This window comes from Allobosea sp. NPDC055332 (assembly GCF_053645455.1).
Genome location: NZ_JBSHMO010000007.1, coordinates 63,802 through 88,261, shown reverse-complemented (window position 1 = coordinate 88,261; position 24,460 = coordinate 63,802). Strand labels below are relative to the sequence as shown.

26 protein-coding genes are annotated in these 24,460 nt (G+C 66.1%); 6 read left to right on the top strand and 20 right to left on the bottom strand.

Going from position 1 to position 24,460, the window contains the following annotated elements; all coding sequences use genetic code 11:
- Positions 1-59: 59 nt before the first annotated feature.
- The 4 genes from ACWIGM_RS30580 to ACWIGM_RS30565 form a co-directional block, all read right to left on the bottom strand.
- Positions 60-539 (bottom strand): SRPBCC family protein, encoded by a 480-nt coding sequence (locus ACWIGM_RS30580; RefSeq protein WP_454029753.1) that lies wholly within the window; start codon positions 537-539, stop codon positions 60-62.
- A gap of 118 nt (positions 540-657) precedes the next feature.
- On the bottom strand, positions 658-1,077 hold the full coding sequence (gene arsC, locus ACWIGM_RS30575) for an arsenate reductase (glutaredoxin) (RefSeq protein ID WP_454029752.1): 420 nt from the start codon (positions 1,075-1,077) through the stop codon (positions 658-660).
- Positions 1,074-1,772 (bottom strand): aquaporin, encoded by a 699-nt coding sequence (locus ACWIGM_RS30570; protein ID WP_454029751.1) that lies wholly within the window; start codon positions 1,770-1,772, stop codon positions 1,074-1,076. The genes arsC and ACWIGM_RS30570 overlap by 4 nt, the downstream gene beginning before the upstream one ends.
- Positions 1,769-2,116: an ArsR/SmtB family transcription factor gene (locus tag ACWIGM_RS30565; RefSeq protein ID WP_454029750.1), complete on the bottom strand. Its 348-nt coding sequence runs from the start codon at positions 2,114-2,116 to the stop codon at positions 1,769-1,771. The genes ACWIGM_RS30570 and ACWIGM_RS30565 overlap by 4 nt, the downstream gene beginning before the upstream one ends.
- A gap of 46 nt (positions 2,117-2,162) precedes the next feature.
- Between ACWIGM_RS30565 and ACWIGM_RS30560 the strand changes: the two genes are divergently transcribed.
- On the top strand, positions 2,163-2,684 hold the full coding sequence (locus ACWIGM_RS30560) for a DUF6428 family protein (protein ID WP_454029749.1): 522 nt from the start codon (positions 2,163-2,165) through the stop codon (positions 2,682-2,684).
- A 42-nt stretch (positions 2,685-2,726) separates the two neighbouring features.
- On the opposite strand, the gene ACWIGM_RS30555 is transcribed toward ACWIGM_RS30560, so the two are convergent.
- The 4 genes from ACWIGM_RS30555 to ACWIGM_RS30540 all read right to left on the bottom strand — a co-directional run bounded on the left by ACWIGM_RS30555 (position 2,727) and on the right by ACWIGM_RS30540 (position 6,341).
- On the bottom strand, positions 2,727-3,578 hold the full coding sequence (locus tag ACWIGM_RS30555; RefSeq protein WP_454029748.1) for a DUF4118 domain-containing protein: 852 nt from the start codon (positions 3,576-3,578) through the stop codon (positions 2,727-2,729).
- A gap of 210 nt (positions 3,579-3,788) precedes the next feature.
- The gene (locus ACWIGM_RS30550) at positions 3,789-4,565 is read right to left on the bottom strand and encodes an ABC transporter ATP-binding protein (RefSeq protein WP_454029747.1); all 777 of its coding nucleotides are present in this window, start codon (positions 4,563-4,565) and stop codon (positions 3,789-3,791) included.
- Positions 4,541-5,293 carry an ABC transporter permease gene (locus ACWIGM_RS30545; protein ID WP_454029746.1) on the bottom strand — a complete coding sequence of 251 codons (753 nt, stop codon included), beginning with the start codon at positions 5,291-5,293 and terminating at the stop codon, positions 4,541-4,543. The genes ACWIGM_RS30550 and ACWIGM_RS30545 overlap by 25 nt, the downstream gene beginning before the upstream one ends.
- Before the next feature lie 13 nt (positions 5,294-5,306).
- A complete protein-coding gene (locus ACWIGM_RS30540) occupies positions 5,307-6,341 on the bottom strand; it encodes an ABC transporter substrate-binding protein (protein WP_454029745.1) in 1,035 nt (344 codons plus the stop codon).
- 155 nt (positions 6,342-6,496) lie between these two features.
- Between ACWIGM_RS30540 and ACWIGM_RS30535 the strand changes: the two genes are divergently transcribed.
- The 3 genes from ACWIGM_RS30535 (at position 6,497) to ACWIGM_RS30525 (ending at position 8,712) form a co-directional block, all read left to right on the top strand.
- Positions 6,497-6,967, top strand: a complete 471-nt coding sequence (locus ACWIGM_RS30535) for an Lrp/AsnC family transcriptional regulator (protein WP_454029744.1) — start codon at positions 6,497-6,499, stop codon at positions 6,965-6,967.
- 104 nt (positions 6,968-7,071) lie between these two features.
- A complete protein-coding gene (locus ACWIGM_RS30530; RefSeq protein WP_454029743.1) occupies positions 7,072-7,758 on the top strand; it encodes a fumarylacetoacetate hydrolase family protein in 687 nt (228 codons plus the stop codon).
- Positions 7,759-7,782: 24 nt separating this feature from the next.
- The gene (locus ACWIGM_RS30525; RefSeq protein WP_454029742.1) at positions 7,783-8,712 is read left to right on the top strand and encodes a dihydrodipicolinate synthase family protein; all 930 of its coding nucleotides are present in this window, start codon (positions 7,783-7,785) and stop codon (positions 8,710-8,712) included.
- Between the two features lie 87 nt (positions 8,713-8,799).
- Here ACWIGM_RS30525 and ACWIGM_RS30520 read toward each other — a convergent pair whose 3' ends face one another.
- From ACWIGM_RS30520 to ACWIGM_RS30490, 7 genes are all read right to left on the bottom strand, one after another.
- Positions 8,800-9,228 carry an invasion associated locus B family protein gene (locus ACWIGM_RS30520; RefSeq protein ID WP_454029741.1) on the bottom strand — a complete coding sequence of 143 codons (429 nt, stop codon included), beginning with the start codon at positions 9,226-9,228 and terminating at the stop codon, positions 8,800-8,802.
- 505 nt (positions 9,229-9,733) lie between these two features.
- A complete protein-coding gene (locus ACWIGM_RS30515; protein WP_454029740.1) occupies positions 9,734-10,609 on the bottom strand; it encodes an alpha/beta hydrolase family protein in 876 nt (291 codons plus the stop codon).
- Entirely contained in the window at positions 10,606-11,613 is a 1,008-nt protein-coding gene (locus ACWIGM_RS30510) for an ABC transporter ATP-binding protein (RefSeq protein WP_454029739.1), read from the bottom strand. Before ACWIGM_RS30510 ends, ACWIGM_RS30515 begins: the two co-directional genes overlap by 4 nt.
- Complete coding sequence (locus tag ACWIGM_RS30505) at positions 11,610-12,593, bottom strand: ABC transporter ATP-binding protein (RefSeq protein ID WP_454029738.1); 984 nt, start codon at positions 12,591-12,593, stop codon at positions 11,610-11,612. Before ACWIGM_RS30505 ends, ACWIGM_RS30510 begins: the two co-directional genes overlap by 4 nt.
- Positions 12,590-13,498, bottom strand: a complete 909-nt coding sequence (locus tag ACWIGM_RS30500) for an ABC transporter permease (RefSeq protein ID WP_454029737.1) — start codon at positions 13,496-13,498, stop codon at positions 12,590-12,592. Before ACWIGM_RS30500 ends, ACWIGM_RS30505 begins: the two co-directional genes overlap by 4 nt.
- On the bottom strand, positions 13,495-14,472 hold the full coding sequence (locus ACWIGM_RS30495; RefSeq protein ID WP_454029736.1) for an ABC transporter permease: 978 nt from the start codon (positions 14,470-14,472) through the stop codon (positions 13,495-13,497). The genes ACWIGM_RS30500 and ACWIGM_RS30495 overlap by 4 nt, the downstream gene beginning before the upstream one ends.
- A 30-nt stretch (positions 14,473-14,502) precedes the next feature.
- Positions 14,503-16,113 (bottom strand): ABC transporter substrate-binding protein, encoded by a 1,611-nt coding sequence (locus ACWIGM_RS30490; RefSeq protein WP_454029735.1) that lies wholly within the window; start codon positions 16,111-16,113, stop codon positions 14,503-14,505.
- A gap of 97 nt (positions 16,114-16,210) precedes the next feature.
- Between ACWIGM_RS30490 and ACWIGM_RS30485 the strand changes: the two genes are divergently transcribed.
- A complete protein-coding gene (locus ACWIGM_RS30485) occupies positions 16,211-17,083 on the top strand; it encodes a MurR/RpiR family transcriptional regulator (protein ID WP_454029734.1) in 873 nt (290 codons plus the stop codon).
- A 6-nt stretch (positions 17,084-17,089) separates the two neighbouring features.
- On the opposite strand, the gene aroQ is transcribed toward ACWIGM_RS30485, so the two are convergent.
- On the bottom strand, positions 17,090-17,539 hold the full coding sequence (aroQ, locus tag ACWIGM_RS30480; protein WP_454029733.1) for a type II 3-dehydroquinate dehydratase: 450 nt from the start codon (positions 17,537-17,539) through the stop codon (positions 17,090-17,092).
- 459 nt (positions 17,540-17,998) lie between these two features.
- Here aroQ and ACWIGM_RS30475 point away from each other — a divergent pair, with 459 nt between their 5' ends.
- Positions 17,999-19,966, top strand: a complete 1,968-nt coding sequence (locus tag ACWIGM_RS30475) for a TonB-dependent receptor (protein WP_454029732.1) — start codon at positions 17,999-18,001, stop codon at positions 19,964-19,966.
- A gap of 22 nt (positions 19,967-19,988) precedes the next feature.
- Here the strand turns inward: ACWIGM_RS30475 and ACWIGM_RS30470 are convergent, their stop codons facing one another.
- The 4 genes from ACWIGM_RS30470 to ACWIGM_RS30455 all read right to left on the bottom strand — a co-directional run bounded on the left by ACWIGM_RS30470 (position 19,989) and on the right by ACWIGM_RS30455 (position 24,426).
- The gene (locus tag ACWIGM_RS30470; RefSeq protein ID WP_454029731.1) at positions 19,989-20,954 is read right to left on the bottom strand and encodes a succinylglutamate desuccinylase/aspartoacylase family protein; all 966 of its coding nucleotides are present in this window, start codon (positions 20,952-20,954) and stop codon (positions 19,989-19,991) included.
- Positions 20,955-20,981: 27 nt separating this feature from the next.
- Positions 20,982-21,803, bottom strand: a complete 822-nt coding sequence (locus ACWIGM_RS30465) for an ABC transporter permease (RefSeq protein WP_454029730.1) — start codon at positions 21,801-21,803, stop codon at positions 20,982-20,984.
- Between the two features lie 8 nt (positions 21,804-21,811).
- Complete coding sequence (locus ACWIGM_RS30460; protein ID WP_454029729.1) at positions 21,812-22,747, bottom strand: ABC transporter permease; 936 nt, start codon at positions 22,745-22,747, stop codon at positions 21,812-21,814.
- Positions 22,748-22,836: 89 nt separating this feature from the next.
- Positions 22,837-24,426, bottom strand: coding sequence for an ABC transporter substrate-binding protein (locus ACWIGM_RS30455; RefSeq protein ID WP_454029831.1), 1,590 nt, complete (start codon positions 24,424-24,426; stop codon positions 22,837-22,839).
- Between the last annotated feature and the right edge of the window lie 34 nt (positions 24,427-24,460).

Here is a 24,460-nt window from a genome sequence, read left to right as displayed (position 1 = left end):
TTCCTTTTGGGAACGCCGAGGCAATGCCCGGCGTCCCTCATTTTCAGGCGCTCGATAGTTCAGGCGGCGAGAATGCGCTCACTCTCGGTCATGGCCTCGCCGACATTGGGGCGGCCCTTGCCGGTCGTGATCAGCTCGCGGAGGCTACCTTCGACATACATTTGCCAGCCCTGCGAGCAGGCTTCGTAGCACTCATAAGCCGGCACCAGGCCGCGATGAATGAAGGCGACCTCGGTGACATCGCCCTTGCTGGCGATGTCGAAGACGACGTCCGTGCCCTTCCACTCGGTTTCGTCCTGCGTGAAGCTGAAATAGTTGTCGAGCACGTGCCAGACGATCTTCTTGCCCGGGGTCGCCTCCATGACCGCGATGCTGCAGCGATGCAGATCCTGGTAGCGGTAGGCGAAGACGTCGCCGACATGCTCGGTGCCGCCGCTGATCTCCTGCGACCACCAGCCGCGCACATTGGTGATGGCGGCGAAGACGACATCCGGCGACTGCGGGACGGTGAAGCTGAGGGTGTAGTCGTGATGGGCCATGGCGCTCTCCTCTCGTGTGGTGCGATGGGGAGAGCGTAGCCGCATGCCTCGGACGGCTGTGAGTAACAAGTCGGGCGCGAAATCGAGCCGGACATCGCCGCGTCGCGTAAGCGCGATATCAGGTCCGCAGGCTCTCAGCCGGGATGACAATCTCGCCGTCTTCCTTGGTGAACGGGCCGATGTCCGGGTTCGGCAGGATTGCCAGAACCTGCTCCGAAGGCCGACAGAGTCTTGTTCCCTTCGGCGTCACGACGACCGGGCGGTTGATCAGGATCGGATGCGCCAGCATGAAATCGATCAGCTCGTCGTCGCTCCACTTTGCATTGCCGAGACCGAGCTCGGCATAGGGCGTGCCCTTTTCGCGCAGGAGCCCGCGCGCGCCGATCCCCATGGCCGCGATCAAGTCGACGAGCCGGGCTCGGCTTGGTGGCTCCTTCAGATACTCGACGACGACAGGCTCTTCGCCACTCTGCCGGATCATGGCGAGGGTGTTGCGGGAGGTGCCGCAATCCGGATTGTGGAAGATCGTGATCGTCATGGTTTTTCCTCGGCGGCTTGCATTGCTGTGTTGTCGGCTGGCGCTTGCAGCAGCCATGTCATCGCTGCCAGGGCACAGAGCGCGCCTGCGAGCTCCGCAAGGATGAACCCCGGCAGGTCGAAGGCCCGGATGCCGGAGAATGTGTCGGTGAAGGACCGTGCGATCGCGACGGCCGGGTTGGCGAAGGAGGTCGAGGCGGTGAACCAATAGGCAGCGCAGATATAGAGGCCGACCAGCCAGGGGATGGCTTTTCGCTCGAAGCGCAGGCCGGCGAGGATCGTCGCGGCGAGGCCGAAGCTCGCCACCCCTTCCGAAAGCCATTGGGCGCCGCCGGCGCGAATTTTCAGGGACGTCTGGAACAGCGGCAGCGCGAACATCGCATGAGCGACGATGGTCCCGGCGATGCCGCCAGCGGTCTGGCCGAGGGCGTAGAGGCCCGCTTCCCGGCGCGGCAGATCCCCTTTGAGCGCAAAGATCAGACTGATCGCCGGATTGAAATGCGCGCCAGAGATCGGCCCGAGCGTCGTGATCAGAACCACGAGCATCGCCCCTGTCGCAAGTGTATTGGCGAGAAGGGCCAGCGCCGCGTCGCGGGCGAGCGTGTCCGCCATGATCCCGGAGCCGACCACGGTCGCGACCAGGAACGCTGTGCCGAGCGTTTCGGCGGCGAGGCGTTGAGGGAGCGGACTGGTCACGGCGCGGCCGGCTCGCAGCAGGTCGCGAGGGCGGCCATCGCCGGGCCGCAGACTTCAGGATGTCCCTGACAGCAATCGCGCATCAGGAAGGCGACGAGCCCCGACAGGGCCGGATAGGCCACGCTGTAGATGATGGAGCGCGCCTCGCGTCGCGACTGGATCAGGCCGGCGTGCTCGAGATGGTTCAGGTGGAAAGACAGCCGGGACGAGGAGGCCCCGACCGCTTCGCCGATCGCGCCGGCGGCGAGGCCGTCCGGTCCCGCCGTCACCAGCAGCCGGACGATACGCAAGCGCGTCTCCTGCGACAGGGCCGCGAAGGCGTCGAGGGCTTGCGCTTCGGTCATTCTTATCTCAACATCTCAAGAGTAGTTGAAATAAAGATAGCTGACGATGAACCCGGAAGCCAGCCCCTCGCCGATCGATTTTCAGGGCGACGCCCTGCTGGGAGCGCTTCTGGATGCGCTGGAGCCGCACGCATCGAAACCGCTGCTGCTGGAATACGCGGACCGCATGATCCAGCCGGGCTACCATGTGACCGAGGTGAAGGCCGGCTCCTTCGTCACGCTCGACTGCGGTGGGAATCCCGACCGCTGGCAAGAAACCATTCTCCAGGTCGAGGACCTCCCTTCGCATGACGGGCGCGGCCATATGCTCGCCGGCAAGTTCCGGGCGATCCTCGCTCAGGTCGCGGAGCGGATCGCCCTGGCGCCGGGAGCTCGCCTGACCTTCGAGGTGGGCAGGCCGGATGAGCCGATGCGGGTTTTCGATGTCGGCGCCGTGCTGCCGCAGGTAGACCGCGTCGTCTTGCGGCTAATGACGCGGCCGGCGATCTGCAAGCCGCGCCACCGGGCGGCGGAGCAAGAAACCAGCATAGCGTGCTGCGGGCCGTCGTCGGGACCGGGCTGTTGCTGACCGGCTCCGGTCTGTCCGGCGGCACGGCCATTCGCCGAATGGTTATCCGCGATTGCTCGTACGCAGATGCTGGCGGTCGAGAGCGAGAGCCATAAGGCTCGCGACGGTTTCGACGAGCGTGCCGGGCTGCGGCGGGCGCTCCTGCGGGTCGAACGCCAGGCCGATGACTGCCGGGTCGCCTGTGGACGTCTGCACAGGCCAGAAATCGAAGCGCGAGGCATCGAATGGATAGACGTCCGCGACGGCGACCTTGCCGGTCGCCAGGGACGAGCGCGCTGCCTCGATATCGATCGGGGCAGGCTCGATGCTGCCGCGCCTCAGGGTGAGATCGACCGAGCTCTCCGAGATCAGCATCAAGACGACGGGAACCTTGAAGAGCGCTTCGAGCGCATCGGCCGTGCGGGAGAAAATCGCCTCTGGACCATCGGCTGCGATGAGGTTCTGGCCGTAGGATCGGACGAGCGCGGCTTGCCGCTTGGCAAGCGCTGCATCATCCGCCCTGCGACAGGCGGTCGATGCCACGGCGCTCGCGATCACGCCGATGACGAAGAGCAGGCCGATCGCCCAGATATTCGCGGGGTCGTCGACGCGGAGCGTGAAGCGAGGCTCGGTCAGGAAGAAATTATAGGCGAGCGCGCCGAGAACGGCCGAGCACAGTGACGGGCCCAGGCCGAAAGCGACGGCCGCGATCAGCACGGGCACGACGAAGACGAGGGACAGGTTCGGAATCGTCACCGCGCTGTCGAGCCCGACCGCTACCACCGTCGCCATGGCGGTCATCGTGGATGCGGCAAGATAGCGAACGACGACGGGAGCGTTCGACAACTGCAAAGCGGGCAGCGTATCGGGCTCAGGGAGGAGCTTGAACTCCTGCGGAGTACTTTGAGCACTCATGGCCGCGCCTCCTTCTGCCGTTGCCTGTGCGCCTATAAGTGCACCGGCACTATCGGCGGCGATCCAGCCTCCGAGACAAGCCGGATGATCGCTCACAACGGCATTAGCCCGCCATACGATCCAGCTACGGGCCGCATAAAGCCGGCATAAGCGCTTTTCAGGGGCGCCCGGCGATAGATCGGACGCTGCTCTTGCCTCGCGGCGAAGCGCTCAGATCGCTGCGCCGTCGGCGACGATGTCCGCCCCGAGATCGATGCGCACCGCCCTTACGATCTCCGCTTCCGCCTCGGCGCCACGCCGGCGCGGATGGGCGGCGGAGATCTTATGTTCGGCAATGATCTGGCCGGGCGCGCCCGAGAGCACCACGACCCGGTCGGCGAGATAGGCGGCCTCGTCGATGTCGTGGGTGACGAATAGCACCGTCTTGCCGGTGCGGCGGCGGACTTCGATCAGCTCGTCCTGCAAGGTCTCGCGCGTCAGCGCATCGAGCGCCGAGAACGGCTCGTCCATCAGCAGGATCTCGGGTTCGACCGCGAGCGCGCGCGCCAGCGAGACGCGCTGGCGCTGGCCGCCGGAAAGCTGGTGCGGCCAGCGCTGGGCGAGATGGCCGAGGTCGACGAGATCGAGCATCTCCTGCGCCTTGGCGAGGCGCTCAGCTCTCGGCTTCTGGCCTTCGAGGCCGAAGCCGACATTGGCGATCACCTTGCGCCAAGGCAGCAGTCGCGAATCCTGGAAGACCAGCGCGACCGGGCGCCTCGTATTGTCCTTGGCGTTGATCACAACCTCGCCGCCGCTTGGCCGAGCGAGCCCGGCGATGACGCGCAGCAGCGTCGACTTGCCGACGCCCGACGGGCCGACGATGGCGAGGAACTCGCCCGGCGCTACCGAGAGGTTGAGCTTGTGCAGCACCTCGGTCGCTTCGCCGTCGCGGGTGAAGGTGAGCGACAGCCCCTTGATGTCGATCACGCTTTCCAACGCAGCACCCATCCCTGGAAGGCGACGAACAGCGTGTCGAGCAGGCCGTAAAGCGCCGCCATGGTCAGCATGTAGATGACGACGAGATCGGTCGCGAGCAGGCTGGAGGCCTGCATCATGCGCTGCCCGACGCCGGCGACGCCGAAGATCTCGGCCGCGACCACCGCCATCCAGGCCTGGCCGAGCGCAGTGCGCACGCCGATGAGGATGCCGGGCAGCGCCGCGGGCAGCAGGATCTTGGTCAGGCGCTGGAGCGGCGAGCGGAAGCCGAAGGCATCGGCGACCTCGATCAGGTCGCGGTCGACGCCGCGGATCGCGCCCTGCGCCGCGAAGAAGACGATCCAGAACACGCCGATCGCGATGATGAACACTGCCGCCTGCGGGTCGACGCCGAACCAGATGATCGCGAACGGCACCCAGGCGAGACCGGGGATCGGCCGCAGCAAACGGACCACCCAGGCGGTCGTCTCCTCGGCGATCCTCGACATGCCTGTGAACACGCCGAGCGCGATGCCGAGGCCCGCGCCGGTGGAGAGGCCGATGAAATAATGGCCGAGCGAGCCCATGATGGCCGAGAGCCAGGCGCCGGACTTCACCTCGCGCAGGAAGGCGCTGGGCAGGGCGCTCGGGCCCGGCAGGAAGGCCGGATTGACGATGCCGAAATAGGGGATCGCCTCCCACAGCAGGAGGAAGGCGACGAGGCCCGTCAGGGCAAGGGCCGGAGCCCGCAGTGAACGCAAATCGGTAGCCCCGTCAGCCCTTGAGCGCGCGCTCGTAATACTGCGTCTCGAACAGGCCGTCGAACGGAAGTTCCTTCTCGAGCGAGCCGAGCTTGACCTGATAGGCCTGCATGGCGCGCGCCGGCTCGATGATCTTGCGCGGGTCGATCTCGAAGCGGGTTGCCGGTGAGACCAGCGCCTTCTCGATCAGAGCGGGGTCGACGATGCCCTTGCCAAGCGCGGCGCCGACATGCGGCGCGGCCTTGGCAGGCGTCTTGATCAGGACATCGGCGGCCTTGACCAGGCCGGAGACCAAGCCCTGCACGGCCGCGGCGTTCTTGGTGGCGAAGGCGCCGGAGACGGCGACGACCGTGCCGGGCTGGCCGGGGAAGACATCTTCGCCGCCGGCGATCAGCTTGATGCCGGGATTGCGGGTCTGGACGATGGTGAGAGCGGGCTCGCGCACAATCGCGCCCTCGACAGCGCCGGCGAGCACGGCCTGCTGCGTCGCGTCGATGCCCATCGGCACGACCTCGACATCGCCCTTGTCGGCCTTGGCGACCTCCCAGAGCCAGTATTGTAGCACGGTATTGGGCACCGAGCCGGCCGGCTGGGTGGCGAGACGCGCCGGCTTGCCGGTCGCGGCCTTGTGCGCCTTGAAGGCGGCGGCCGCGCTCGTGCCCGTCGTGAAGAACTTCGCCAGAGCGGGGGCGGCGACGAAGACGTTCTCGCCGGTCGCGGTGGAGGCGACGACGCGGATGTCGACGCCGCGGGAGCGGGCGACGGCGAGCGGGGCGACGCCGGCGACGTAAAGGTCGATCGTGCCCGAGGCGAGCGCCTGGATCATGTTAGGGCCGGATTCGAACACCGTGAACGTCGGCGCGATGCCGGCCTGCTTCAGCCAGCCCTCGCCATTGGCGACGAAGATCGGGGCAGTGCCGATGACCGGGATGTAGCCGATGCGGGCTGGGACCGCCTCCTGGGCCAACGCATTAGAAAAGGACGCGCCGGCGAAGGGCAGCGCCGCGGCGAGCGACGAGCCGGCGAGCAGGAACTGGCGGCGGTCCATGATCTAATTCCCCAGACGGTGTGTGATATCTAGCCTATTGACGTCTGATAAAAGGATTTTCTATCTAAAGACAAGCATTGCCCTTCAAAAAGAAGAAAATTCTCCATTGCCTGAATTTGGAAAAGAGAATTTTCTCTATTGCCATGGATCGAGAGATGGACGCCATCGACCGCAAGATTCTGACCGTGCTGCAGGCAGACGCCAATATCTCGATCGCGGAGCTCGCCGATCGGGTCGGACTGTCGCAGACCCCGTGCTGGAAGCGCATCCAGCGCCTCGAGCAGACCGGGGTGATCATCAAACGCGTCGCCCTCGTCGCGCCGGAGAAGATCGGGCTCGGGCTCACCGTCTTCGTCCAGATCGAGACGGCCGATCATTCCGGCCCGTGGCTGGAGAAGTTCGCGCAAAGCGTCGCGGCGATGCCCGAGGTGATCGAGTTCTACCGGATGGCCGGCGATGTTGATTACATGCTGCGCGTCGTCGTCGCCGACATGGCCGCCTATGACACCTTCTACAAGAAGCTGATCGAGACGATCCCGCTCAAGAACGTCACCTCGCGCTTCGCCATGGAGCGGATCAAGGCGACGACGGCCTACAAGGTACCAGACCTGCCGAAGGCATCGTAGGCTTCATTGCGAGGAGCGCAGGCCCGCCAAGCGACCTGAGGCACTTGCCCCGGCGGGCGCGCTCCCGCATGAACGCTCCCGAATTTCTCGAACGGGGCGTGCCCATGTCCAGCTATGTCATCGACCAGCCGAAGATCGCCGCCATCCCGGTGGCCGGCGGCGGGCTCTTCCCGGTGCGCCGCATCTTCTGCGTCGGCCGCAACTACGCCGAGCACACCCGCGAAATGGGCGGCGATCCCGATCGCGAGGAGCCGTTCTTCTTCACCAAGCCGTCCGACGCCGTGCTGATCGGCGGTGCCGACATGCCGTATCCGCCCAAGACCGCCGACCTGCACCACGAGATGGAGCTCGTCGTCGCGATCGGTAAGGGCGGCAAGGATATCGCCGAGGCCGACGCGCTCTCCCATGTCTTCGGCTATGCCGCCGGCTTCGACATGACCCGCCGTGATCTGCAGGGCGCCGCCAAGAAGGCCGGCAAGCCCTGGGACATGGGCAAGGGCTTCGATTCCTCGGCGCCGATCGGCGAGCTCGTCGCGGCCGCCAAGGCCGGCCATCCCGACAAGGGGCTGATCGAGCTCAAGGTCAACGGCCAGGTCCGCCAGAGCTCCGATCTCGCCAAGATGATCTGGAACGTGCCTGAGACGATCGCCTATCTCTCCGGCTTCGTCACGCTGGCTCCGGGCGACCTGATCATGACCGGCACGCCCGAAGGCGTCGCGGCCGTCGTCAGGGGTGATGTGCTCGAAGGTGTGATCGCCGGTGTCGGCACCGTCCGCACCAGGATCGTCTGAGCGGCCGGCTTCAGGAGAATTGCAATGCCTTTGACCACCGAAGCCTCCGGCGTCTTCCCGATCGCCCCGACTCCGTTCAATCCGGATGGCAGCGTCGACTGGACCTCGGCCGACCGGCTCTTCGAGTTCTATCACGGCATCGGCTCGGACGGCGTCACCGTGCTTGGCATCATGGGCGAGGCGCCCAAGCTCGAGCCGGAGGAATCGATCGGCCTGGTCAAGCGCGCCGTTGCGAAGATGGGCGGCAAGCCGATCATCGTCGGCGTCTCCGCCCCGGGCTTTGCGGCGATGCGCTCGCTGGCGCGGCAGGTGATGGATCTGGGCGCCGGGGGCGTGATGATCGCTCCGCCGACGAACCTGCGCACCGACGACCAGATCACCGGCTATTACGCCCAGGCCGTCGAAGCGATCGGCGCCGACATTCCCTTCGTCATCCAGGACTATCCGCTGACGCTGTCGGTGGTGATGACGCCGGCGGTGATCCGCAAGATCATCCAGGACAATCCGTCCTGCGTGATGCTGAAGCACGAGGACTGGCCGGGCCTCGAGAAGATCTCGACCCTGCGCAAGTTCGAGGCGGACGGGACGCTGCGCCGCGTCGCGATCCTGACCGGCAATGGCGGGCTCTTCCTCGATTTCGAGATGGAGCGCGGTGCCGACGGCGCCAATACCGGCTATGCCTTCCCGGAGCTGCTGATCGACGTGGTCAAGGCCAGCAAGGCCGGCCGCCGCGACGATGCCCACGACATCTTCGACGCGCATCTGCCGCTACTGCGCTATGAGCAGCAGCAGGGCGTTGGCCTGGCCGTGCGCAAATATGTGATGATGAAGCGCGGCATCCTCAGCCATGACGCGCAGCGCAAGCCGGGCCCGGGCCTGACCGCCGCCGCCAAGGCCGAGGTCGACTACCTGCTCGGCCGCCTAGCGAAGCGCGATCCGCGCGCGAAGCTGTAGCCGTCATTCTCGGGCGGAGCAAAGCGCAGACCCGAGAATCTTCTGCAAGAGATGCTCGGGTCCATGCCCGAGCATGACGCCTTCCGGTCAATTCGCCAGCTGAACCAGCCGGTCGAGCGCCGGGCCGAACCCGTTCAGCGCGATGTTGAACGAGACCACGTCATTGTTCGACAGGTTGAGCGCCGCCGCGGTCAGCGTCTTGCCGCCCTTCATCGCGTCGGTCGCGACGGTCGGGAAGGAGACCGGCAGCAGGCAGCCTGCGGGCGAGCAGGTCGAGAAGCGCAAGCCCTGGCCGAGATCCCTGTCGTCGAGCTTCAGCACCGCGCCGTTTTCGAGCTTGAGCCAGAACGGCATCAGGATCGTGCCTTCGGCGCGGCCGTCCTTGGGGGCGCGCAGCTCGATCGCGAAGACACGCTGATTGGTGCGGCTGTCGCCTTGCGATTGCGTCAGCACGCACAGCTTCTGGCCGTCATTGATGCGGCAATCGACCGTCCAGTCGCCATAGACCTCGTTCACCGCCGAGGCGCCGTTCGGTAGCCGCGCGACCTGGCCGGCCGGCTGGCTTACGGTCGGCGCTGCGGCCGGTGCCTGGGCCGTGGCAGGGCGAGCGGGCGGACTCGCCGGGCGAGCCGGGGGATTCGCCGTCGCAGGCCGAGCCGCTGGTGCCGGGCGCGCCGCGGGAGCGGTGCGAGCGGCCGGTGCGCGCGGTGCCGGTTCAGCCTGCGGTTCGGCCTCCTCCGCCTGCTCGGTCGCTTGTGGCTCCCGCTGGGCAAGCGCTGGAGATACCAGCAATGCGAAAGCGAGGAGAGCAATGGAGAGGGGCGTGCTGGATCGGGTCATGACATCGCGTTTCGATGGAGGCTGAAGCATCGGCCGATTGCTGAAGGTCGATGCCGCCGTTTTAACGAAAAGCGAGAAAGTGTCTACCGCCGGATGCTTGCGACAATTGCGGTCTGTGATCCAGATTGCTGGTTTTATACTATAGTAATTCCAAATTCTGAATCTTCTTCATGGCCTCGGTTCAGGCCACGTGAGCAGCTTCGCTCCTCAACTCCTCCACTGACGGGATGCGGCCTTCATACCACCAGGCCGCGGCGGCGCGCGACATCGCCGCGCCGTCATGACCGATGCCGGGCACGGTGATCAGTGTCCAGTTGCAGGGCAGGCCGCGCCTGGCCGCTTCCGCCTTGGCAAAGTCGAGCATGAAATGGGCGCGGGCATAGCGCATCGGGCCCTGCGCCAGCGCCTCTGCTTGCGCCGGCAGGTTGGGATCGCTGGTGACGATGTCCTGGTCGCCGGCGAAGATCACCATCGGCCAGGCGAGCCAGCGCGCCAGCTCCGCTTCGCCCAGGCCGAGCCCGCCGAGCCCCTCCGGGAAGCGCCGCTCCAGCGTCGGCAGCGTGTACCAGCCGGAATTGGCGGCGAAGGCGGTCTCAAAGGGCGTCTCAGCTTGCGTCGCCAGCAGGCGGTGGACGAACTGGCCGCCGGCGGAATGGCCGAACAGCTTGACCTTGTCGCGCCTGGTGACGCCGGCCTTGCGTAGCGCCGCCAGCACGCGGGCGGGCACGGCATAGAGCCAATCGTCCTGCGCAGCGATGGTGCCGTCCTCGCCGACGACGAGGCCGTTATTGTAGCCCTCGGCCTTGGGGTAGTGCTCGTTGCCGAAGGTCGGCGCGACGATCAGAAGGTTGTGTTTCTCGGCGGCCTCGATCCAGAAGTCGCGATAGTCGTCGCCATTGCGCAGCATGCCGTGCTGGACGAAGACCACTTCGTCCTCCGGGCGATGCGAGGCCGGACGGTAGAAATTGACCTCCAGCGGCCGCTGCGGATGGCGGGCGTCGATGAAGGGCAGGTTGCTGCGGCCCTGCGGCGGATCGAGAGTAAGCGTCGTGGTCATGCGGCTTTCGCTGTCGTATGCAGGTGGCAGGCGGCGCTGCGGTCGGGCGCGATCTCAGTGAGGTCCGGACGGACTTCGCGGCAGACCGCCATGGCGTGCTCGCAGCGCGGGTGGAACGGGCAGCCAGAGGGCGGGGCTAGCGGCGATGGCAATTCGCCCTTGAGCGGCTGGAAGCTGCTCTTGCGCCGTGCCGCCGAGGGGATCGCCTTGATCAGGGCGGCGCTATAGGGGTGCGCCGGCTCGGCGAAGATCGCGGTCGCGCTGCCGATCTCGACGATGCGACCGAGATACATGATTGCGACCCGGTCGCTGATATGGCGGACGAGGCCGAGATCATGGCTGACGAAGAGATAAGTCAGCCCGTGCCGCTCGCGGACATCCATGAACAGGTTGATCACCTGCGCCTGGATCGAGACGTCGAGCGCCGAGACCGGCTCGTCGCAGACCAGGAAATCGGGCTTCACCGCGAGCGCCCGGGCGATGCCGATGCGCTGGCGCTGGCCGCCGGAGAACTGGTGCGGGTAGCGCTCGCGATAGGCGAGATCGAGCCCGACTTCGGACAGCGCTTGGTCGACCGCGCCGTCGATCTCGCTCTTCGGAACCAGCTTGTGGACCGAGAGCGCCTCGCCGACGATGCGGCTCACCCGCATGCGCGGATCGAGGGAGGCATAAGGGTCTTGGAAGATCATCTGCACCTTGAGCAGATAATCGAGCCGGTCCTTGCCCTTCAGCGCCGCGGCGGAGCGTCCTTTGTAGAAGACCTCACCCTCGGTCGGCGGCAGGATGCCGGTGGCGATCCGCGCCAAAGTCGACTTGCCGCAACCGGATTCGCCGACGAGGCCGAGCACCTCGCCCTTGCGGACGCTGAGATCGACGCCGTCGACCGCCTTCAGGGTCGAGGGCGGCGCATGACGGCCGATCGCGGTCAGGATGCGCTCGGCGATGTTGGCCTTGCCGCGGAAATATTTGCGGACGCCGCGCAGCTCGAACAGGGTTTCGCTCATGCCGCCACCTGATCCGGCACGGGATTGTGACAGCGCAGCGTGCGGCCGTCATGGGCCTGCGGCTGCGGATCGCTGTCGGCGCAGACGGGAAGCGCCCGCTCGCAGCGCGGCCGGAACGGGCAGCCGGAAGGGCGAGAGTCGATGCGCGGCGCCATGCCGTCGATCTGGTGCAGGCGCTCGCCCGGCTCCACCATGGTCGCCGAGGAATTGAGCAGGCCGAGCGTATAGGGATGACGCGGCCGGTCGAGCACAATCTCGACCTCGCCGATCTCGACGATGCGGCCGGCATACATCACCGCGACCCGGTCGGCGAGCTCGGCGACGACGGCGAGGTCGTGGGTGATCCAGATCACTGCGGCGCCGCTCTCGCGCGAGAGCTTCTGCACCTCGTAGAGGATCTGCGCCTGGATGGTGACGTCGAGCGCGGTGGTCGGCTCGTCGGCGATGATCAGGTCGGGATCGTTCAGGAGCGCGGTCGCGATCGCGACGCGCTGGCGCATGCCGCCGGAGAATTCGTGCGGATACTGCTTGAGGCGGGTTTCCGGCGAGGAGATGCCGACCCGGGCCAGCGCCTTCGCGGCCTTGGCGAGTGCCTCCTGCCGGCTGCAGGCGCGATGCTCGAGGATCGCCTCGCTCATCTGCTCGCCGATGCTGAGCACCGGGTTCAGCGTCATCAGCGGGTCCTGGAAGATCATCGCGATCCGGTCGCCGCGCAGTTGCCGCAGGCGCTCCTGCGAGGCGGCGCGCAGATCGTCGCCATCGAACAGCACCTCGCCGGCGACGACCTCGCCGGGCGGGTCGATCAATTGCACCAATGAGAAGCCGGTCACCGATTTGCCCGAGCCGGATTCGCCGACGAGGCCGAGCACCTCGCCCTTGGCGACGCTGAAATCGACGCCGTCGACCGCCGGCCAAGCGCCGTCCTGCGCATGGAACACGGTCTTGAGGCCGCGCACGGAGAGGAGGGGAGCCTCGCTCATGCGCGCACGTTGAAGCTGCGGCGCAGGCGATCGCCGACGAGGTTGAGGGACATGATCAGGAGTACGAGCGCGATGCCGGGGAAGACGGCGATCCAGTATTCGCCGGAGAGCAGGAATTCGAAGCCGTTGGCGATGAGCAGGCCGAGCGAGGGCTGCGTCACCGGCACGCCGACGCCGAGGAAGGAGAGCGTCGCCTCCAGCGTGATCGCCGAGGCGATGCTGATGCTGGCGACGACGAGCACGGCGCCGACCGAGTTCGGCAGTAGATGCGCTAGCATGATGTGGCGGGTCGGCAGGCCGAAATTCACGGCCGCCTCGATATATTCCTTGCGCCGCTCGACCAGCGCCGCCGCCCGCATCAGGCGGGCATATTGCGCCCATTGCACCAGCACGATGGCGAGGATGACCTTGTCGACGCCGCGCCCGATCGAGGCGAGCAGGACCAGTGCAACCAGGATCGAGGGGAAGCCGAGCATGAAGTCGACGACGCGCATGATGATCGCGTCGACCACGCCGCCGAACTGCGCCGCGGCGAGCCCGGCGAGGATGCCGATCGAGAGCGCGCCGATGGTTGAGGCGAGGCCGACGAGCAGGCTGGTGCGCAGCCCGTAGAGAATGGCACTCAGCATGTCGCGCCCCTGCGCGTCGCTGCCGAGCCAATAGGTGAAGCCGCTCATGCCCTGCTCGCCCGGCGCCAGCCGGTTATCCATCACGCTGAGCGAGCCCAGATCGTGCGGGTTCTGCGGTGTGATGAACGGAGCCAGCAGAGCGAGCGCCACCATGATCCCCAGCAGGATCGCGGCGCCGCGTGTGGTCGGGCGGTTGCGCAGATGGCGCAGCACCTTCTCGCGTAGCGGCGTATCGGCCTTGATGGGACCGGCGAGGCGGGACGTATCCACGCTCATGCCTGCTCTCCGGCGAGCTTCACCCGCGGATCGAGCGCGGCATAGAGCACGTCGACGAGGAAGTTGACGGTGACGAAGAGCAGCGTCGCCAGCAGGACATAGGCGACGACCACCGGGCGATCGAGCTGGTAGACCGAGTCGATCAGCAGCTTGCCCATGCCCGGCCAGGCGAAGACGGTTTCGGTGATGGTCGAGAAGGCGACGAGGCTGCCGAACTCGACGCCGACCACGGTGACGACCGGGATCAGGATGTTGCGCAGGATATGCCGGTTGACGATGCGCCTGGGGCGGACCCCCTTGGCGCGAGCGTATTTCACGTAGTCCAGCGTCATCGTCTCGGTGGTGCCGGCCGCGACGAGCCGGATGATCAGAGCAAGGTTCGGGATCGCCAGGTTAAGTGCGGGCAAGGCGATGTGCTGCAACCCGTCCAAGGTCAAAAGGCTGGTCTGGATGCCGAAGAAGGAGACCGTCTCGCCGCGTCCCGCAGTCGGTAGCCAGCCGAGCCAGACGGCGAAGAGCAGGATCAGCATCATGCCCTTCCAGAAGCTCGGCAGCGAGAAGCCGAGCACCGTGCTGGCCATGACGATCCGGGCGCTCCGGCTGTCGGGATTGAGCCCCGCCATCAGCCCGAGCGGGATGCCGGCGGCAAGCGCCAGCGTCATCGCCAGCAGCACCAGTTCAAAGGTCGCCGGCAGTCGCTGCAGGATCAGCTGCAGCGCCGGCACACCATGCACGAAGGAGCGGCCGAGATCGCCCTTCAGCGCATTGGCCATGAAGGTCAGGTATTGCTGCCAGACCGGCAAATCGAGCCCCAGCCGGCGGATCAGCGCCTCGCGCTCGGCCGCACTGGCCGAGGGCGAGACCAGGAGTTCGATCGGGTCACCGATGCCATAGACGGCAAGGAAGACTACGATCGAGACCGCGAGCAGCACGAGCACGCTCTGGATCAGCCGCTGCAGGACGAAGGCGGTCATGCGCCGAACCCCGGTGAGATGATCGCCGGCTTACTTCGCCGGCTTCACCGACATGGCGAGCATGAACTGGTCGGCGCGGCCGACGACCTGGAGTTCGGCCTTGTGGGCCCAGATGCCGCTTTCGAAGTGCAGCGGGATGAAGGCGCCATCGTCGAGGACGAGCTTCATCGCCTGCTGCAGCAGTTCGGCGCGCTTCTTGTCGTCGAGCGTCGAGACCGCGGCGCGGATGACCTTGTCGAACTCGTCGTTCTTGTAGCCGCCATAGTTCGAGCCGCCGAGGGTCTTGGCCTCGTTCGGGGTCGGCGGCCACTGGCGCAGGAACGACGCGGCCTCGCCGGTCGCCGAACCCCAGCCGCCGATCGCGACGCTGAATTCCTTCTTGGCACGGCGCGGGAAGTAGATCGCGCGCGTCATCGCGTCGACCTCGGCCTTGATGCCGATCTGGGTCAGGTACTGCGCGACCGCCTGGGTGATCTGGCTGTCGTTGATGTAGCGGTCATTGGTCGAGGATAGCGTCAGCTGGAAGCCGTTCGGGTAGCCCGCTTCGGCCAGCAGCTTCTTGGCGGCGGCCGGGTCGTAGGCGAGCTTGGGCGGGTTCGCCAGCGTGCCGAACATGCCGGTCGGCAGGTACTGGTAGGCCGGCTCGGCGGCGCCGTCCATGATGCGCTTGACGATCGCGTCGCGGTCGATGGCGAGCGACATCGCTTTGCGCACGCGCGCATCCTTCAGTGGGTTCTTGCCGTCGGGCGCCTTGACGAAGGGGCTCTCGTCGCGGGCGACGTCGAGCTGGAAATAGACCACGCGGGTCGAGGGCGTGATGACCGAGCCGAAGCGCTTGTCGCTCTTGATGCGGGCAAGGTCGCGCGCCGCCGGGTTCTCGATCACGTCATAGTCGCCGGCGAGCAGGCCGGCGAGGCGCGGGCCGGCATTGGTCACCGGCAGGAAGCGCACGCTCGCCCAGGGCTGCTGGCCGCCCCAATGGTCGGGGTTGCGCTCGAGCTCGATCGCCGAGCCGCGGACATAGGACTTCAGCTTGTACGGCCCGGTGCCGATCGCCATCGTGCCGTCGTTGAAATTGTTGACCGCCGGCCAGGGGCCGGCGACGCCGCAATTGCTGGCGATGTCGTACTTGATCTCACCATGCTGGACGATCGAGGCGGAGAGGATCGGCAGACCCGAGAGCAGGTTGGGCAGCAGCGGCTCCGGCTCCTTGGTCTCGATCACCAGCGTGCTGGCGTCCGGCGTCTCGACCTTGGCGAAATTGCCGGTGATGTCGGCGAAGGAATCGGAGACCTTGGTTTCGTTCTTCAACGTGCGGCAGAAGGTAAAGACCACGTCCTGCGCGCCGAAGGGCTGGCCGTTGGTGAACTTGACACCCTGGCGCAGCTTGAAGGTCCAGCGGTTCTTGCCGTCATTCTCCCAGGAGGTGGCGAGACCGGGCTGCAGCGCCTGCTTCTCGTCCTGCCGGACGAGATTGTCGAAGATGTGCTGGGCGAGCGCATTGTTGGGGGTAAGGTCGTGATAATGCGGGTCGACCGCGGTCGGCTCGGAGGCGAGCGCAATGCGCAGGGTCTGCGCCATCGCGGGCGCGCTCAGCATGCTGGCGCCGAGCAGGATGGTGATGAGCGCGCGCTGACGCATCGGTCGGTCTCCGTTCCCGTAGCTGGTCGTTTTGACAGCTTTATTTTCACGCGGTAGCAAACATGAAAATGATCCGACGTCAATCAGCAGGAGAGCCATGTCACGCGCCCTGAAGCCGACGACGGACCTGGCCAACCGCATCGCCCGGATCTACCCCTCGCTGAGCGAGGGCCATCGCAAGGCGGCCGACTTCGTGCTGCAGAGCCCGCTCGACTCGGCGACGGTGACAATCGAGGGGTTGGCCGAGAAAAGCGGCACCTCGACCGCGACTGTGACCCGCTTCGTCCGGGCGCTGGGCTATCGCAATTATGGCGATTTCCGCGCGGCGCTGTCGACGGCGCTGAAGGTCGCTTTGGGACCGGTCGAGGGCCTCGCCGATGCCCGCGCCACAGCTGGTTCGGTTTTCGCCACAATGGCGACGACGCTGAAGGGCGAGGCCGCCAATCTCGACGAGGCGATCGCGACGCTGGAGGAGGAGACGGTCAACCGCGCCATCGCGCTGATGCTGAAGGCGCGCCGGATCTTCATCGTCGGCTCCGGCGCCAGCCATTATGTCGGCGCCTTCCTCGAGGATGGGCTGGCGCTCTACCTCGATGCCGAGGTCGTCTTCGCCTCCTCGCGTGGCGGACCCGAGCGCGCCGTGCGTCACATGCTCTCGGCCGGGCCGGAGGACGTCGTCATCGCGATCTCGCTGCCGCGCTATTCACGCGCTACGCTGGAGCTCGCGAGGTTCGCCAAGAAGCGCGGCACGGTCCTGATCGCGCTCACCGATGGCCCTTCATCGCCGCTGGTACCGCTGGCCGACATGACGTTCTTCGCGCCGGCCCGCAACAGCTTCCTGCCGAACTCGCCGACTGCGGCCTTCGCCGTGGCTGACGCGCTGATCACCACGCTGGCGCGTGAGCGTCCCGACGCGGTCGAGGCGCTGAAGGGGTTGAGCGAGAGCCTGCTCTGGACCTTCCACTACTGAGCGGTCTCAGGCCTTCTTCTCGTCGGCGAGCCTGGCGACCCGGCGCAGCGAGAGCAGGTAGCCCTGCGTGCCGAAGCCGGCGATGACGCCGTCGGCGCGCAGCGACATGTAGGAATGGTGCCGGAAGCTCTCGCGCTTGTGGACGTTCGAGATATGGCACTCGATCACCGTGCCATCGAAGGCGTTGAGCGCATCGAGGATGGCGACCGAGGTGTGGGTGAAGGCGCCGGGATTGATGACGATGCCGACGGCCTGCTCGCGCGCCTCATGGATCCAGTCGATGATCTCGTATTCGCGGTTCGACTGGTGGAAGCGGATCTCGAGATCGAGCTCCTTCGCCAATGCCCGGCAGGCATCCTCGACATCGGCCAGCGTCTCCGAGCCGTAGATATGCGGCTGGCGCTTGCCGAGCAGGTTCAGGTTCGGGCCGTTCAGGACGTAGACGAGGCGGGACATGGGAACTCCCTTGGCGGGTTTCGGTCGGCGGATGATCGGGCAGTCGGCTCTTCGCTTAGTCCGCTCTCCGTTTCAAATGGATTTGCACCACAGCTGGTCGACAGCGCGGGACAATGGCACTGCGGCGTGATTCCCACAGTTTAGAATTCGACTAGAGAAATACTTTCTAGGCGAAAGGGTTAGACTGTTGACTGTTCGTATCGATCGAGGCGATGAGCGTCACCTCTCCGATCCGGCCAGAAGACTGAAATAATGACAAGGTATCGCCTTCCCCTGGTCGCCACATTGCTGACCTCGGCAGGATCGCTCGCCCTCGGGTCGGCCGTAGCCATCGCTCAGCAACCGGCCGAGACAGGGCGGGGTGGAGCCCGTACTACTGCAGCGGCAGATGCGATCGAACTCGGGACCATCGAGGTGCGGGGCGAAAGCGAGACGGCCATTGGTTATTATGCGCCTGTCGTGACGACGGGCGCCAAGCTGCCGATCCTGGCTCGCGACATCCCGCAGACGGTCTATGCTGTTCCTCGCCAGCAGCTCGACGAGCAGAACGCGCTCAGCCTGCAGGACGCTCTGCGCTACACGCCCGGCGTCAGCGTCGCGGTCGGTGACGGCCAGCGCGACGAGGTGCGCATACGCGGCTTCTCGGCGCTGGCTGATCAGTACGTCGACGGATTGCGAGACGATGCCTACTACTATCGCGATCTTTCGAACATCGAGCGGGTCGAGGTGTTGGAAGGGCCGGCTTCGGTGCTCTATGGCCGCGGTTCACCCGGCGGCCTCATCAACCGCATCACCAAGAAGCCGCTGGCCGAGCCGGTCAATACGATCGGCCTGACGCTCGGCTCCGGCGGGCAGCGCCGGACCGAGTTTGATTTCGGCATCAAGAGCGGCAACGATTTCGCCCGTTTCCGCTTGACCGGAGCGGTCGAGGATTCCGAGAGCTTCCGCAATCAGTTCTTCCTGCAGCGCCAGGCCGTGGCGCCGTCGCTGCTGCTGAACCTCACGCCGGACAGCAAGCTGACGATTCAGGGCGACTATCTGCACGATGACCGCCTCGCCGATCTCGGCATTCCATCCTTCAACGGCAAGCCGGCGCGCGTGCCGCGCTCGACCTTCTACGGCTCGGCGATCGGCGACAAGCAGACCAAGAACACCTTCGACGTCGGCGGCGTCACGGTGACCTTCGACCACCGCTTCAACGACAGCCTGTCTTGGCGCAGCGGCTTCCGCTTCTACGACTTCGCGCTCGACCGGAACTATGTGACCTGGAGCACGCCGACCGCCGGCGCCTACCCTACGATCACGCTCGATCTGGCGCATCGGACCCGCCGCGAGACCGGCGCCACCTGGCAGAACGAGCTGACGCAGAAGACGACCATCCTCGGCCTGAACCACACGCTGCTCTACGGCATCGAGGTCAACGGCCAGGACAAGCGCGAGCAGAATTTCGGCCGCAACGGCGTCGCGACCTACTCCCTGTTCGCGCCGCAGTTCGTCCCCTTCCAGGCGATCTCGCCGGCCATCCTGCCGGGCACCAATGCCCGCAACCAGCTCCGCACGGTCGGCCTTTATGTCCAGGACCTCATCGAGCTGACCCCGCAGCTCAAGCTGATGCTCGGCGGCCGCCTCGACTGGATCAGCCAGAAGCGCAACGACAAGACCGCGGCCAACATCGATCTGGAGCGCACCGACCGGACCTTCAGCCCCCGCGCCGGCCTGGTCTACCAGCCCTGGCAGCAGCTCTCGCTTTATGCCTCCTACAGCCAGTCCTTCCAGCCGCTCGCGGATTTCGTCGCCTTCCGGCGCGGCGCCGACGCCTCCTCGCCGCAGCGGACGACGGGCTATGAGGTCGGCGCCAAATACGACCTCAACGACAAGGCCAATATCTCGCTTGCTCTGTTCGACATGGAACAGAACCATGTCCAGGGCTCGGATCCGTCAAACCCGACTGTCGCGATCGACATCGGTACGCAGCGGGTGCGCGGCGTCCAGCTTTCGGTCGCGGGCGAGATCCTGCCGAACTGGTCGGTGACCGGCGGCTACACCTATCTCGACGGCGAGATTCGGAACTTCGGCGATCGCGGTCCGACCGGCCTGCCGGTCAACGGCAACCGGCCGGCGCTGCTGCCGCAGCACAGCGGCCATCTCTGGATCAAGCGCGAACTGCCGAAGGGATTCTATGTCGCCGCCGGCGTCCATGCCGAGAGCGAGCGCTTCGCCTCGCAGTACAACATCACCCGGTTGCCGGGCTATGTGACCTTCGATCTCGGCGCGGGCTGGCGCAATGAGCGCTGGGACGTGACCGCGACCATGCAGAACGTGCTCAACCGGCGCTATCTCGTCTCCGCTCTGGGCACGACCGAGGGCTACAACATGCCGGGCGCGCCGACGACCTTCATGCTCTCGGCGCGCATGAAGATCTTCTGATCGTCGAGCAGGACCGGGCGCTCTACGGCGTCGCGACGCGCCGGCTGCTGGCGACGCCGAAATGGCAGATCGCCTCGCCGAGCTTAGGCGCGGTGTTCGGGAAGATGATGTAGCCGTCGCGCGGCGCCGTCACCTTGGTGCCGTCGGCGCGGTGGGCGAGGGTGGCGCCGGCCTTGATCGCATCGCCGGTGCGCCAACCGGCCTCGGCGCGGTCGCCCTCGGCCTCGCAGAGCAGGACCTCGACCATCTCGATCACGTCGCGCAGCGCCGGCTGCGGCAGTGGCGCATCGACCAGCTGCAACTGCGCCAGCGTGTTGCGGATCGCTGCATAGCCGATATCGGCTGCCTTGGGATCGTCATGCGTGCCGCATTCCAGCGTCACCGCATAGCCGCCGCTGAAGCGCATGAACTCGGTGGTGCCGTAGCCCTCGGTGACGTTGAGCTTCGGCACCGGCAGGCGGGCGCGGATGTCGAGCAGCCTGGCATAGTTGTCGAGCCAGCCATGGATCGCGGTGGAGACGCCCAGGCACGAGGCGAGCGCCATCTCCTCCTCCGCCCGGGCGAAGGGTTCGAGCGCGCCGCGGTTGTTCGAAGGGCCGAAAAAGACGAAAGGCTCGCCCTCCTGCCGGAAGGAGTGGATGTCGAGCAGCGCATCGTGCCGGCGCAGCAGCGCGCAGACGGGGTTGCCGATCCGGTCCTCGTAATCGCCGGCCAACGGCCGCTCGCGCAGGTCGCGGTTGAAGTTGCGGTCGCCCTCGCGGGTCTTCTGACGGAAGGCTTTCGGGTTGGTCACGGGCAGGAAGGTGACCTCGCCGCGCAGGATCTTGATCTTGCCGGTGCGGCACTCCTCGATGACGCGGCGGATCGCGGTCGGCCCGCAGGGCTCGTTGCCGTGGACGGCGCCGGTCACGATCAGCTTGGGGCCGGGCTTCAGGCCGATGAAGCTGACGGTTTCGAGCGGGCCGTCGTCGAGGTCGATGGTGGTCACGGTATAGGCTCTCGTCGGAAGGGGAGTTCAGGCCTTGCGGGTCTGCGAGTGCGGGTCGAGGATGTCGCGCAGTCCGTCGCCGAGCAGGTTGAGACCGAGCACCGTCAGGAAGATGGCGAGGCCCGGGAAGATCGAGATCCACGGCGCGGTCGAGATCTGGTCACGCGCGTCGGAGAGCATCGAGCCCCAGCTCGGGAAGGGCGGGCGGATGCCCAGGCCAAGGAAGGACAGCGAGGCTTCGGCCAGCACGGCGCCGCCCATGCCGAGCGTGCCGATCACGATGATCGGGCCGGCGATGTTCGGCAGGATCTGGGTGAACATGATCCGGAATGTGCCGTAGCCGAGAGATTTCGCCGCTTCGACATAGCCGAGCTGCTTGACCGAAAGCGTCGCGGCCCGCGTCAGCCGGCAGGTGAACGACCAGTTGGTCAGGCCGAGCGCGATCAAGAGGCTGGTCAGGCCCGGCTGCAGGATGGCCATGATCGCCAGCGCGAAGATCAGCGAGGGGATGGCGAGCATCATATTGGTGAGGCCGTTGACGAAATCGTCCCACCAGCCACCCCAATAGGCGGCGGAGAGGCCGAGCGCGACGCCGATGCAGGTGTTGATCAATTGCGAGACGATGCCGACCGTCAGCGAGATGCGCGCGCCATGCAGCACGCGGCTGTAGATGTCGCGGCCCTGCGCGTCGGTGCCGAACCAGAATTCGGAGCCGGGCGGGACTTCCGCATTCATCAGATTGGCGTCCATCACCGGGTCTGTGTGGGCGAGCCAGGGTGCGAACACGCCGCCTGCCACGACGAGGGCGAAGCAGGTGGCGCCGATCCAGAGGTTGGCACGGAACTTCATGAGGCGACCTAGCTGTACTTGATGCGCGGGTCGACGACGGCGCAAAGCACGTCGACGGCGATGTTCACGACGAGGAAGAAGAGCACGATCGTCAGGATGCAGCCCTGCACTGCCGGGATGTCGCGCCAGGTGACGCTGTCGACCAGGAGCGAGCCGAGGCCCGGCCAGGCGAAGAGCTTCTCGACCACGACGGCCTGGCCGAGCACCGAGCCGAACTGCAAGCCGAGCGTGGTCAGCACGATGACGAGCGCGTTGCGCGCCACGTGCCAGCGCATGACGCGATAGGAGCTCGCTCCCTTGGCCCGTGCGGTGCGCACGAAGTCTGCGTGCAGAATCTCGAGCACGGCGGCGCGGGAGGTGCGCGCCAGCAGGGCCAGTGGCGAGACGCCGAGCGCGATCGCCGGCAACACGATGTAGCGCGGATCTCCGTTGCCATAGCCGAAGCTCGGGAACCAGTTCAGCGTCAGCGCGAAGGCGTACATCAGCAGCAGGCCAAGCCAGAACATCGGCAGCGACAGCCCCGAGACCGCGAAGACCATCGAGAGCATGTCGACCCAGCTCCCCGGTTTCAGTGCTGCGAAGAAGCCGAGCGGCACGCCGATGACGATGGCGAAAGCCATGGCCGCGAGCGCGAGCTGCAGGCTCGGCCAGAGCCGCTCGCCGATCAGGGCGGTGACCGGCTGGCGGGTGCGGAAGGAATCGCCGAGATCGAAGGTCGCGAGCCCGCCGACATATTTGGCGAAGCGCAGCGGCAGCGGATCGTTGAGGCCGAATTGCTCGTTCATCCGAGCGATCGTCGCAGCGTCGATATTGCTGCGGCCATCGGCCATCTGACTGGTGGCGAAATTGCCGGGGATGACGCTGAACATCACGAAGATCAGCGCGGCGACCGCGAGCAGGATCGGGATGGCCTGCAGCAGCCGGCGAAAGACATAAGGCAACATGACGATAGGCTCCTGAGCGTCGGGCGTGACCGACGGGCGGAGGCGGATAAGCCCCCGCCGCCATGGGATGGCGGGGGCTAAGGATGGGATTACTTCGCCGCTGGCGAGGTGGTGTCGACCCAGAGCTCCTCATAGCGCTGCAGCGCCAGCTCGGTCGAGTTCGGCTGGAGGCCGTGCAGCCAGGGCTGATAGGCCAGCACCGCCTTGTTGTAGTTGAAGAACCAGACCGGCGCCTCTTCCTGCAGGAAGGCGTTGGCCTTCTTCAGGAGGTCGAGCTGCTTGGCCGGATCGGCCTCGTTCGAGGCGTCGTCGATCAGCTTGTCATAGGCCGGGTTCTTGAAGGTGGTGTAGTTGCAGGACGAGCGCGGCGTCGAGGAGTGGAAGCACTTCAGCGCCGTCAGCGAGTCCGGGCCCGAGGTGTTCGACCAGATATAGGCTTGGAAGTCGCCGCCCACGACGACGCCACCGAGCGCCGAGGTCTCGACCGGCTTGACCTTCACCTTGATGCCGACCTTGGCGAGCATCGGGATCGTGGCCTCGACGATCGGCACGCCCCAGCTCTCGTTCGGCGTCGCGGTCCACTCGAACTCGAAGCCATCGGGATAGCCGGCCTCGACCAGGAGCTTCTTGGCCTTGTCCGGGTCGAAGGCGTAGGGCTTGGCGTCCTTGTCGAAGGCCGGCGAGGACAGCGGCAGCCAGCTCGCAGCGCGGTAGGCCTTGTCGCGGACGAGGCGCTTGATGATCAGCTCGCTGTCGATGGCGTAGTTAATCGCCTGGCGCACGCGCTTGTCGGAGAAGGGCTTGAAGGTCGGGTTCATGCCCATATTGCGGGTGAAGACCTCGGCGACCTCGAGGATGCCCTTCGACAGGTTCGGGTCGGCCTTGTAGGCGACGTACTGGGTCGAGCCCAGGATCGAGACGTCGACCTCCTTGTTGCGGAAGGCGACGTCGCGCGCCGCGGCCTCGCCCATCGGCGAGATCACGAGCTTGTCGGCATAGGGCTTGCCGGCGAGGTAGTACTTGTCCCAGCGCTCGAAGGCCATGCGCGAGCCCGGCACGTGCTCGACGAACTTGAAGGGGCCGAGGCCGATCGGCTTGTCGAAGAAGCCGGCGGCCTGCGCTTCCTTGGCCGGCAGGATCGCGGTCTGCGCCTGGAACAGGAAGTAGCCGGGATCGGCCTTGTCGGTCAGCGTCATCGAGAAGCTGGAATCGTCGATCTTCTTCAGGCCGGAGATCTCCTTGGCCTGGCCCTTCTGGACCTCAGTCGCGCCGACAATGCGGGCGACATAGCGCGCGCCCGGATAGTTCTTCGACCCGTCCATGATGCGGGTATAGGACCAGATGACGTCGTCCGAGGTCAGCTTGCGGCCGTTATGGAAGAGCGCGTTGTCGCGCAGCTTGTAGGTATAGGTCTTGCCGTCGGCCGAGACCTGGACGCTCTCGGCGATGTCGAGCACCGGCTTGCCGTTCTTGGCATCCCATTTGTAGAGCATGCCGTGCAGCGCATAGCCGTAGATCTCGTCCTGGATCTGGTTCGAGACATGGCTGTCATTGCTGACGAAGGAGGCGCCATAGGGCGCGGTGAAGCGGATCGTGCCGCCGCGGCGCGGCTCCTGGGCCTGCGCCTGCAGGGTGAAAGCCGCGAATGTCAGCGCGGTCGTGAAGGCAAGCTTTTTCAACACGTCGAAACCTCCCATTATGTTGGTGAACTCT

Coding starts and splice junctions, on each gene's coding strand:
- ACWIGM_RS30490 (WP_454029735.1), bottom strand. CDS start 16,113: ATGCGTCAGCGCGCGCTCATCACCATCCTGCTCGGCGCCAGCATGCTG.
- ACWIGM_RS30540 (WP_454029745.1), bottom strand. CDS start 6,341: ATGGACCGCCGCCAGTTCCTGCTCGCCGGCTCGTCGCTCGCCGCGGCG.
- aroQ (WP_454029733.1), bottom strand. CDS start 17,539: ATGTCCCGCCTCGTCTACGTCCTGAACGGCCCGAACCTGAACCTGCTC.
- arsC (WP_454029752.1), bottom strand. CDS start 1,077: ATGACGATCACGATCTTCCACAATCCGGATTGCGGCACCTCCCGCAAC.
- ACWIGM_RS30515 (WP_454029740.1), bottom strand. CDS start 10,609: ATGACCACGACGCTTACTCTCGATCCGCCGCAGGGCCGCAGCAACCTG.
- ACWIGM_RS30550 (WP_454029747.1), bottom strand. CDS start 4,565: ATGGGTGCTGCGTTGGAAAGCGTGATCGACATCAAGGGGCTGTCGCTC.
- ACWIGM_RS30560 (WP_454029749.1), top strand. CDS start 2,163: ATGAACCCGGAAGCCAGCCCCTCGCCGATCGATTTTCAGGGCGACGCC.
- ACWIGM_RS30460 (WP_454029729.1), bottom strand. CDS start 22,747: ATGTTGCCTTATGTCTTTCGCCGGCTGCTGCAGGCCATCCCGATCCTG.
- ACWIGM_RS30555 (WP_454029748.1), bottom strand. CDS start 3,578: ATGAGTGCTCAAAGTACTCCGCAGGAGTTCAAGCTCCTCCCTGAGCCC.
- ACWIGM_RS30505 (WP_454029738.1), bottom strand. CDS start 12,593: ATGAGCGAGGCTCCCCTCCTCTCCGTGCGCGGCCTCAAGACCGTGTTC.
- ACWIGM_RS30495 (WP_454029736.1), bottom strand. CDS start 14,472: ATGACCGCCTTCGTCCTGCAGCGGCTGATCCAGAGCGTGCTCGTGCTG.
- ACWIGM_RS30530 (WP_454029743.1), top strand. CDS start 7,072: ATGTCCAGCTATGTCATCGACCAGCCGAAGATCGCCGCCATCCCGGTG.
- ACWIGM_RS30525 (WP_454029742.1), top strand. CDS start 7,783: ATGCCTTTGACCACCGAAGCCTCCGGCGTCTTCCCGATCGCCCCGACT.
- ACWIGM_RS30535 (WP_454029744.1), top strand. CDS start 6,497: ATGGACGCCATCGACCGCAAGATTCTGACCGTGCTGCAGGCAGACGCC.
- ACWIGM_RS30510 (WP_454029739.1), bottom strand. CDS start 11,613: ATGAGCGAAACCCTGTTCGAGCTGCGCGGCGTCCGCAAATATTTCCGC.
- ACWIGM_RS30500 (WP_454029737.1), bottom strand. CDS start 13,498: ATGAGCGTGGATACGTCCCGCCTCGCCGGTCCCATCAAGGCCGATACG.
- ACWIGM_RS30580 (WP_454029753.1), bottom strand. CDS start 539: ATGGCCCATCACGACTACACCCTCAGCTTCACCGTCCCGCAGTCGCCG.
- ACWIGM_RS30485 (WP_454029734.1), top strand. CDS start 16,211: ATGTCACGCGCCCTGAAGCCGACGACGGACCTGGCCAACCGCATCGCC.
- ACWIGM_RS30565 (WP_454029750.1), bottom strand. CDS start 2,116: ATGACCGAAGCGCAAGCCCTCGACGCCTTCGCGGCCCTGTCGCAGGAG.
- ACWIGM_RS30465 (WP_454029730.1), bottom strand. CDS start 21,803: ATGAAGTTCCGTGCCAACCTCTGGATCGGCGCCACCTGCTTCGCCCTC.